This is a genomic window from Flavobacteriales bacterium (assembly GCA_020435415.1).
GTDB lineage: Bacteria > Bacteroidota > Bacteroidia > JACJYZ01 > JACJYZ01 > JACJYZ01.
Map to the genome: position 1 here is coordinate 1 of JAGQZQ010000114.1, position 9,153 is coordinate 9,153.

Consider the following 9,153-nt stretch of genomic DNA (forward strand, 5'->3'; position numbering starts at 1 on the left):
TGCAAGCTGTCCCTGGTTCAGATCATCCGGATCGATCAACAGGGCAAATAGCTTTTGGCCATTGGCGCGCGCATCATTAAGTATGTCCTGTACATGTGGCATGCCCGCAATATTATCAATTATTCACAATGTAGACCAGAACAAAATGATCCCTGACCACATAATGCGCCTGAAAAACCTGTTTTCTGCCTTTTGTTTGTAAAGAAATGGGAAAGACGTTTCCTGTGGATGTCGGACCATCCAATATTTCCATATCGTGTTTGAAATCAATGGTTCGGGATCCTGCACCATCCCACTTGTATAGTGCCTCTTTGGCGCACCATGCCAGGAGATGTGAGGAAGGGTGGGGGGTATTCACATTGTTCAGGACCTTTTGCTCTGTGGTCGACAAAAATCTTGGAACGACAGGGGTTACCGTTCTATCTCTTCTTTCCAGGTCTATGCCTACCGGTGAGTGACTTAGCATCACTGCTGCATATTCGCTGGTATGTGACACAGAAATGTATTTCTCTGTATTGGTCAGATCTGGTTTGCCGGATGGTTGGTATGCGATCTCATGTCCCGGTCCAACCATCCTTCTTAATAGACATCGGGTAGCCAGCCACTGTGTAATTCGATTTTCATGATTCAATGTGGCAAGGCTATCTTCTTCAGTCGCACTAAGGGTGATGAGTCCGGTCAGTTCATCGGCGGATTCACTGATATGCCAGATGCCAAGGGTGTCACCGGACTTAAAAGGTATCATCTCCAATAATGGCATGGTCGTTAAAATAAAGGACAAAATTAACATATGAATACATAACGTGGGCGGGTAATCCCAGCGATCCGCGAATGTTGGTAATTGTTAAGTTAATCCATACATTTGCATTCTCATTTGTGAATTCAAATAACCTGAAAATCAAACTGAAAGGTAATAACATTATGAGCCAAACATCAGTGGACAAATACGAAAAATACAAGGTAAAAGACATTTCCCTGGCCGAATGGGGCCGGAAGGAAATTGAACTGGCCGAGGCAGAGATGCCAGGGCTGATGGCCATCCGTGAGGAATTCAGTGCCAGCAAGCCTTTAAAAGGAGCCAGGATCGCAGGTTGCCTGCACATGACCATACAAACCGCCGTATTGATCGAAACGCTGGTTGAGCTGGGTGCAGAGGTTACCTGGTCTTCCTGTAACATCTTCTCTACCCAGGATCATGCAGCTGCGGCGATCGCTGCAGCCGGTATTCCGGTTTATGCCTGGAAAGGCCTGACAGATGAAGAATTCGATTGGTGTATCGAGCAAACCCTCTTCTTCGGTGAAAGCAGACAACCGCTCAACATGATCCTTGACGATGGTGGTGATCTTACCAATATGGTGCTGGATCGCTACCCGGAATTGGTAAAAGATATCCGCGGGATTTCCGAGGAAACGACAACAGGCGTGCACCGTTTGTATGAGCGTGAGAAAAAAGGTGGTTTACCGCTTCCATGTATCAATGTGAACGACTCCGTAACCAAATCGAAGTTTGATAATAAATATGGTTGCCGGGAGTCATTGGTTGATGGAATTCGCCGTGCAACCGACGTGATGATGGCTGGTAAAGTAGCCGTTGTAGCCGGATACGGTGATGTGGGTAAAGGATCTGCAGAATCCCTTCAAGCTGCCGGTGCGCGTGTAATCGTTACTGAAATCGATCCGATCTGTGCGCTTCAGGCTGCCATGGAAGGCTACCAGGTAATGAAGATGGATGATGCCGTGAAGGTGGCTGACATCGTTGTTACTGCAACAGGAAACAAAGACGTGATCGTTGGTCGCCATTTTGAGGCGATGAAAGACAAAGCCATCGTTTGTAATATCGGTCACTTCGACAATGAGATCGATATGGCCTGGTTGAACAAGAATCACGGGAAGTCCAAAGTGAATATCAAACCACAGGTTGATAAGTTCACAGTGAACGGACATGATGTGATCGTGCTGGCAGAAGGCCGTCTGGTGAATCTCGGTTGTGCTACCGGTCACCCATCGTTCGTAATGTCCAACTCCTTCAGCAACCAGGTGCTGGCTCAAATCGAACTGTGGATGAATACGTCTAACTATGAGAATAAGGTGTACACCCTCCCCAAACATTTGGATGAGAAGGTGGCAGCGCTTCATCTGACCAAGATCGGTGCGGACCTGGAAGTATTGTCCAAGGAGCAGGCTGACTATATCGGCGTTCCACAGGAAGGTCCTTTCAAACCTGACTATTACAGGTATTAATATCATACCCGCTTACAATGCAAAAAGGGCTCCGGAAGGAGCCCTTTTTTTATGGATACTGGCTCTTGTTTGTTAATTCGTAATGTGTACCCAGGTACCGTCAAAGTATGTTTGATATTGTTTGAGTGGCAGTCCGGAAGGGCCACTGACCACCGATCCGTCGAGTAGTAGAAACGTTGATCCGCAGCATGCGTCATGAGCCTGTATGCCGGTGGAATCCACTTCCACCCGTGCACATGAGGATGATGGTTGGTACGGGCAGTGCCGGTCATAAGCAAGAAACTCGTCCAACGACCGACGGTAAACCAATATGCCGCGGGACCCTCCTACAATATTTACATAGCCTCCCGGTGTGTTCAGGTCTGTGTAGCCCGGTTCGGTGGGGGACACATAAATGTCCACGAGTACGTCCGGAATCCGGTCCTTGTCCTTCTTGCATCCTTCAAGAGTTGCTGCCAGCAATACGCCTGCACCTATTGTCAGAAGAAACAAACCCCGGTTTTTATAAAATATTTTCGGAACAAATGCATTCATCATGTTAAAGGTAAGAAACTATGCATTACCATTTATTAAATGCTAAATTTGTAAAAGAACCATCTCCCGGTAAACGATGATGAGACGGAAACATTGGATGGCCCTCTTGTTTGTGGTGATGTCAGTGGTGGCGTACGGCCAGACCGATGGACCAGTGAAGCTGCCGCATGAAAAGGGTAAGAAGCAACAGGCATCCGGCGACAGGCAGTCACAGAAGGCCAAGCAAAAGCAGTTGAGGGATAACCGGAGGATGGAGAAAAAAATAAGAAAGCGAACAAAGAAGATCCAGTCCAAAGAAACATTGAAACGGATGCGCAAGAACAAAAAAAAGGCGAAACGTCAGGTAGAACACAAACGTGATCCTTTTTATATACGCTGGTTCAGAAAAGGTAGGAATTAATAGGCATGTCCATTAAACTAGTCATATACATTATCATCGGGATCGGGTATGTGGTGTTCTCTTTTCTGAAGCAGCAACAAAAGAAACAGTCGCCCGGTCAAGCACCGTCTGTTCCGTGGGATGAACCCGATGACGAGTGGGATGAACCCGAACCAGTGGTTGTGGTTAAAAAGGCGGAGTCCATCCAATCTGAAAAAGCACCGGCCAAAACCCGGGCGGAAAGTATATTGGAGAAACGTGAGAAGGTGTTGGTGGAAAAACAACCTGGTCTGAAACCCCTGGAAGAGATCGGTGAGGAAGGGGAGCGTATGATCACTCCGATGGTTCGGGTTACTCAAAAGCAACCACCTTCAAAGAAGAAGATGCAAAGGATGGTACGTAAGCGCCGTGGTGGTTTTCGGTTTGATGCACGTCAGGCGATCATTCAGGATGCCATTTTAAACAAGCCACATTCCTTTTAACAGGTAGTGAATCCGGCAATTTTTACCGGTCGCTATTGCACGTGTCACGCTAATTTCATATCTTCGGAATAATATTCCCTCCTGGTATAAATTTCCCCGCATCAATTCATGGAGTTTTTTAGTAAACTTTTTGCAATTGAAAACTTCTTTTTTATACCTTTACCCCCTCTGAAAATCACGCATCACATTTTCGGCTTTTTGATTCATTAGTTACCAAAAAAATTGCACTATGCTACGAAGACTATCCGTTTTCTGTGCGCTCTTTGCTTTGGCTGTACAAGGTATTTATGCGCAGACCGGTACTTTAAAAGGTAAGGTTGTTGATAAAGCAAACGGCGAAGCAATCCCTTTTGCAAACGTAGTTATTGAAAGAAATGGCGTTCAGTCCGGCGGAGCAACGACTGACTTTGACGGCATGTTTACTATCAAGCCGATCGACCCCGGTAAATACACGGTGAAGGCAAGTTACGTGGGCTACCAACAGGTGCAGGTGGACGGTGTTCTGATCAACTCGGATAAGATCACAGACCTGACCATCGAGTTGTCTTCAGGTGTGGATCTCGACGTGGTTGAGTTCGTGAAATACAAGGACCCGGTTTTCAAGAAAGATGAAACGGTGGTACAAAAAACCGTGACGCGTGAGGACTTCGATAAGATGCCAACACGTAGTGCCGTAACGGCAGCGGCCACATCCGCTGGTGCATACCAATCCTCGGAAGGAAGCGCCATCAACGTTCGTGGACAGCGTTCAGATGGAACCGTTTATTATGTGGATGGTGTGAAAGTAAGAGGAAGCAACGTTTCGCTCCCACAACGAGGTATCGAGCAAGTAAGTACCATGCTTGGTGGTGTACCTGCGCAATATGGTGACGCCGTTGGTGGTATCATCAATATCACCACCCGGGGACCTTCAAGTATTGTGACCGGTGGTGTGGAAGGTGTGACCTCGGAATTTCTGGATGGTTACGGATACAACCTGGTGGGGGGGAGTATTACAGGTCCCATCTGGACGGTCAAGGATTCCGTAGACCCATCTAAAAACAGAACGGTAGCAGGTTTCTTTATCTCCGCTGAAGCGGCATACATCAAGGATGGAACTCCCTCCGCAGTTGGTAACTGGAAAGTGAAAGATGATGTACTGAAAAACCTGGAAGAAGAACCATTGCGCAAACACACCAGCGGCTCGGGTACGTTGAAGAACGCTGAGTTCCTGACCATGGATGATCTGGAAAATGTGAAGGCGAAAATGAACGTAGCGTCCAAGGAATACCGCGCCCAGGGTAAGTTCGATGTGAAGCCTTCCGGTAACACCACTATTTCTTTGGGTGGGTCATTCGACTACGATAACAGACACAATTATTTCTTTCCTTATTCGCTCCTGAATTACGGAAAGAATGCGCAACAGATCACCACCGAAGGCCGGGCTTATGCCAGGTTTACTCAGAAATTTGACTCGGATACCGGTTCAGCCATTCAGAATGCCTTCTACTTTATACAGGTGGATTATTCCAATTCACACCAGACAACCTGGGACGAAGTACATAAGAAGGATGTTTTTGATTATGGTTATGTGGGTAAATTTGAAACCCATAAGACAAATACCTATAACACTTATGGCACGGATCCCGTGTCCGGTTACACCGGTTGGATGCATGACGGCTTCCGCGATACACTTGTTGAATTTACCAGGTCGGAGCTCAATCCCCTGATTGCCAACTATACCAGCCAGTATTACAGCTTCTTTGATGAACCAGCCGGACGGTATGAGAACCTCAGCCAGATCCTGCAGGGTAATGCCATGCTCAATGGTATGCGCCCGGACAACGTATACTCTTTATGGTATATGACCGGACGTCTGAACAACGGATACTCATTTAGTGATAATTCTCAGTTCCGCCTGACGGCTTCCGGTTCTGCCGATATCGGAGATCATGCCATCCAGCTCGGTTTTGAGTATGAGCAACGTACGGAACGTTTTTACACGCTTGTTGCAAACTCACTGTGGACACTGGCCCGCCAGTTGACAAACTTTCATATCGCCAATCTGGATGCCAGCAATCCTCAACCGGTATTTGATGCCTGGGATGTATTCCAGGATACGATCAATTACCCGAGATTGTATGATGCCAATGCGCAGGCGTATGTTGACAAGAACATTCGTACCAAACTCGGACTGCCATTGAATAGCACGCAATGGATAGATATTGATGCCCTGGACCCTGAATTCTTCAGCCTGGATATGTTCAGTGCCGATGAGTTGCTGAATGACGGTAATGGCTACATCAACTATTACGGTTACGATTACCTCGGTAACAAACAAACCAGCCGTCCCAGTTTTGAGAGCTTTTTTACGGATAAAGACGACAACGGAAACTTCAAACGTGAGATCGCCCCATTTGAACCGATCTATGTCGCCGGTTATATCCAGGATAAATTTGCTTTCAAGGACCTGGTGTTTAACATCGGTCTGCGGGTAGACAGGTACGATGCCAACCAAATGGTGCTGGCTGACAAGTATCTGATGCAGCAAGCTAAAACCGCCATTGAGGTGACTCAGTTCGGCAAGCACCCGAGTACCATCGGTGACGACTTTGTGGTATACGTGAATGATGCCAGCAATCCATCGGCCATCCTGGGTTACCGCGACGGAGATACCTGGTACAACGCAGAAGGTACAGAGATAGCCGATCCGACTCCGATTGCGGAAAACAGCAGCACAGGAGGGATCATTCCTTATCTGCTTGATCCGAACAACACGGCTGTAACAGCGGATGTTTTCAAAGACTACGAGCCCCAAACCAACATCATGCCTCGTGTCGCATTCTCGTTCCCCATCTCAGATGATGCGGTGTTCTTTGCCCACTACGACGTATTGACACAACGTCCGACCTTCGCCCAGCGCACCAACCCGATCTCTTACCTGTATATTCAGAACTTTACTTCTCCGAACCTGGCCAACCCTGACCTGCAGCCGGAGCGCACCACGGATTATGAGGTAGGTTTTAAACAAAAGCTGAGCCCCGCTTCGGCCATTTCATTGTCTGCCTTCTATCGCGAACTGCGTGACCAGATTCAGGTGATCCCGGTGAACTTTGCTTATCCCAAGACCTATACCACTTACGGTAATGTGGATTTTGGTACGATCAAAGGATTCTCCGTTTCCTATGATCTTCGCAGAACCGGAAATGTCAGGTTGAATGCCAACTATACCCTCCAGTTTGCTGATGGTACCGGTTCATCTGCTACCACAGGTATCACGCTTATCAATGACGGTTTCCCCAACCTGAGAACACTTAGCCCGCTTAGCTATGATGTTCGTCACCGGATCGTTGGAAATATCGACTATCGCCTACCCGGTGGTGACGACTATGATGGTCCACGCTGGTTCGGCAAGCCCATCTTTCAAAATACAGGTGCCAACATTATTCTTAACGCACGTTCCGGTGAGCCGTACTCGGCACAGGCCAATATTACTCAGGCTGCAGCCTTCGGTATCAATGACCGCTCCAGACTGGCAGGTTCGATCAACGGTTCAAGACTTCCCTGGCAGTTCCGTCTGGACCTTCGTGTAGACAGGTCCTTCACCTTGAAATTCAAAGGAGGCGAAAGCAAGAAGAAAGGTGCTGAGATGAATGTTTATGCCCAGATCAACAACCTGCTGGATGCGGACAACATTGTTAGTGTATACCGTGCAACTGGTAACCCGGATGATGATGGTTACCTTACCAGTCCGACCACACAGGGAATCATCGAGCAACAAACCAGTCCACAGTCATTCCGCGATCTGTACACCATCAAGTTGAATAATCCGGGCAACTACAGCCTTCCAAGAAGAATCCGCCTGGGTGTGATGATCGATTTTTAATGTATTGACCAATTGACTTATACATCATAGAAATGAAAGGTATTATGCGCTGTTTAACTTTGATCACCATTGGAGCCGTTTTGTCCGTCAATGCCATGGCCAGGGAAGATCTTAATAAGACCGCTTCCAACGTTAACAAGAACGGTGGCAGGCCGTCCATTGCGGCTGCCTGTGATCCTCCTTCCGCACAAACGGATTTGGATATCAACAACGTTCGCGCCCGCGTACTTTCGGGTATGGATATGTGGTGGGATTTCAATACCGCTAAATATGAAGTTCCAAAGGGATCCAATAAAAATTCCCTTTTCGCAGGTTCCCTGTGGCTTGGCGGGGTGGATGCCGGAGGACAGCTTAAAGTAGCAGCACAAACGTATCGCCAACGGGGATGGGATATTTGGCCCGGCCCACTGAACACCGTCACAGCTACCACAGATGCGGATGTCTGCAGTAAATATGATAAGCACTTCAAAGTGACCCGCACCATGGTCGAAAGTTTTGCCAGCGATCCTAATTATCCAACGGTAGCATCCATTCCTCAGGCTATTCTTGACTGGCCTGCGCATGGTGATAATTCCTATGGACAAGACTATTACCTGGCACCTTTCTATGATTATGACGGAGACGGAAATTACAATCCATATGCCGGTGATTACCCGGATTACGATATCAGCGGAGATGCCGGTTGCTCTGCACGACTTTTCGGTGACCAGACCCTATGGTGGGTATTCAACGATAAAGGGGATATCCATACAGAAAGTGGCGGCGAACCCATGGGTATCGAGGTACATGCCCAGGCTTTTGCATTTGCCACGAATGATGAGATCAACAACATGACATTTTACCAGTATCGCATCTTTAATCGCTCATCCTTTCAGGTAAATAACACCTATTTCGGACAATGGGTGGATCCCGATCTGGGGAACTACCTGGATGACTTTGTGGGTTGTGATGTGGGTCGCGGACTTGGATATTGCTATAACGGTGATGCCGACGATGATGGAGCACAGGGCTATGGAACCAATCCGCCTGCCATAGGTGTGGACTTTTTTCAGGGACCAAGGGCCGACGATAATGATGGTATCGACAATGACCGGGATGGCACGATCGATGAACCCGGTGAGTTGATCATCATGTCCAAATTCGTGTATTATAACAATGACCAGACGGTGACAGGAAACCCTGAAATAGCTACGGATTATTATAACTACCTGACCGGCTTCTGGAAAGACGGTGTGCCATTTACTTATGGCAGCAACGCATACAACACCGGTGGTCCGTTATGTGACTTCATGTTCCCAGGCGATTCGGATCCCCTGGGATGGGGAACAGGTGGTGTGCCACAGGCAGCCTGGGATGAGGCAAGCTCTGGCAATACCCCGGCAGACCGTCGTTTCCTGCAATCTGCCGGACCATTTACCCTGAAGCCAGGTGCCGTAAATACCATTACCACAGGTGCGGTTTGGGTTCGTGCTGCACAGGGTGGCAACTCGGCGTCAGTTCAGTTGTTACGCCTGACGGATGATAAGGCACAGGCATTGTTTGATAACTGCTTTAAAGTATTGAACGGACCGGACGCACCTGATCTGACCATCCAGGAAATGAATAAACAACTGATCGTTTATATCACCAACAAACCTTCTTCAAATAACTAC

7 protein-coding genes are annotated in these 9,153 nt (G+C 47.8%); 5 read left to right on the forward strand and 2 right to left on the reverse strand.

The window, feature by feature from the left end; translation table 11 throughout:
* Window positions 1–115 precede the first annotated feature (115 nt).
* Entirely contained in the window at window positions 116–760 is a 645-nt protein-coding gene (locus KDD36_13605) for a 4'-phosphopantetheinyl transferase superfamily protein (protein ID MCB0397685.1), read from the reverse strand.
* Between the two features lie 161 nt (window positions 761–921).
* On the opposite strand from KDD36_13605, the gene KDD36_13610 reads away from it, so the two are divergent.
* The gene (locus KDD36_13610) at window positions 922–2,241 is read left to right on the forward strand and encodes an adenosylhomocysteinase (GenBank protein ID MCB0397686.1); all 1,320 of its coding nucleotides are present in this window, start codon (window positions 922–924) and stop codon (window positions 2,239–2,241) included.
* A gap of 72 nt (window positions 2,242–2,313) precedes the next feature.
* Here the strand turns inward: KDD36_13610 and KDD36_13615 are convergent, their stop codons facing one another.
* The gene (locus tag KDD36_13615; protein ID MCB0397687.1) at window positions 2,314–2,775 is read right to left on the reverse strand and encodes a hypothetical protein; all 462 of its coding nucleotides are present in this window, start codon (window positions 2,773–2,775) and stop codon (window positions 2,314–2,316) included.
* Between the two features lie 76 nt (window positions 2,776–2,851).
* Here KDD36_13615 and KDD36_13620 point away from each other — a divergent pair, with 76 nt between their 5' ends.
* From KDD36_13620 to KDD36_13635, 4 genes are all read left to right on the forward strand, one after another.
* Window positions 2,852–3,175 carry a hypothetical protein gene (locus KDD36_13620; protein ID MCB0397688.1) on the forward strand — a complete coding sequence of 108 codons (324 nt, stop codon included), beginning with the start codon at window positions 2,852–2,854 and terminating at the stop codon, window positions 3,173–3,175.
* Window positions 3,176–3,180: 5 nt separating this feature from the next.
* Window positions 3,181–3,636 carry a hypothetical protein gene (locus tag KDD36_13625; protein ID MCB0397689.1) on the forward strand — a complete coding sequence of 152 codons (456 nt, stop codon included), beginning with the start codon at window positions 3,181–3,183 and terminating at the stop codon, window positions 3,634–3,636.
* A 229-nt stretch (window positions 3,637–3,865) separates the two neighbouring features.
* Window positions 3,866–7,501 carry a carboxypeptidase-like regulatory domain-containing protein gene (locus KDD36_13630; GenBank protein MCB0397690.1) on the forward strand — a complete coding sequence of 1,212 codons (3,636 nt, stop codon included), beginning with the start codon at window positions 3,866–3,868 and terminating at the stop codon, window positions 7,499–7,501.
* 44 nt (window positions 7,502–7,545) lie between these two features.
* Window positions 7,546–9,153 (forward strand): T9SS C-terminal target domain-containing protein (locus tag KDD36_13635; GenBank protein ID MCB0397691.1); only part of this gene is annotated, 1,608 nt, incomplete at its 3' end.

Bases quoted from the DNA above. Each gene is read 5' to 3' on its own strand.
- KDD36_13620 (MCB0397688.1), top strand. From the start codon at position 2,852: ATGATGAGACGGAAACATTGGATGGCCCTCTTGTTTGTGGTGATGTCA.
- KDD36_13610 (MCB0397686.1), top strand. From the start codon at position 922: ATGAGCCAAACATCAGTGGACAAATACGAAAAATACAAGGTAAAAGAC.
- KDD36_13625 (MCB0397689.1), top strand. From the start codon at position 3,181: ATGTCCATTAAACTAGTCATATACATTATCATCGGGATCGGGTATGTG.
- KDD36_13615 (MCB0397687.1), bottom strand. From the start codon at position 2,775: ATGAATGCATTTGTTCCGAAAATATTTTATAAAAACCGGGGTTTGTTT.
- KDD36_13630 (MCB0397690.1), top strand. From the start codon at position 3,866: ATGCTACGAAGACTATCCGTTTTCTGTGCGCTCTTTGCTTTGGCTGTA.
- KDD36_13605 (MCB0397685.1), bottom strand. From the start codon at position 760: ATGCCATTATTGGAGATGATACCTTTTAAGTCCGGTGACACCCTTGGC.